Raw genomic sequence first — 358 nt, 5'->3', positions numbered from 1 at the left:
CACCTGTTGAACGGCCTTGAATAGCGAGGACAATACGTGTTCTCAGCCGCTCATCGCTTTCAGTGAACATCCGGTTCACATCATAGAATGCGGCCAGAATATCCAGATCGCCGCCATAAGCAAAAGGGAGCATCTGAGAGCGGACAGCTTCATTGATCCGCTGGCGCAACAGCATTTCGCTGTATGAGGCTGTTTCAAGTTGAATAATCTGCGGGTCATAGCGTAGACGCTCAACGGTATAAGCTAAGCCGGAGTTTTGATAATTGGCACGCAGCTTATCCAGCATCCGCTTCAGGATGGCTTCAAAATCCAGTTCCTCAATAATTTCTGGTTTTGGCAAAATAGCCAGCTCATCCGG

1 pseudogene is annotated in these 358 nt (G+C 48.9%); it reads right to left on the bottom strand.

What is annotated here, in order from left to right:
- Positions 1 to 358 (bottom strand): annotated as a pseudogene (locus tag HBA93_RS19390) (baseplate assembly protein); the annotation flags it as partial.

The sequence above is a fragment of the Ochrobactrum sp. SFR4 genome (assembly GCF_019730395.1).
Classification (GTDB): domain Bacteria; phylum Pseudomonadota; class Alphaproteobacteria; order Rhizobiales; family Rhizobiaceae; genus Pseudochrobactrum.
The sequence above is the reverse complement of the archived record's forward strand: the minus strand, read 5'-3'. Positions and strand labels throughout refer to the sequence as shown.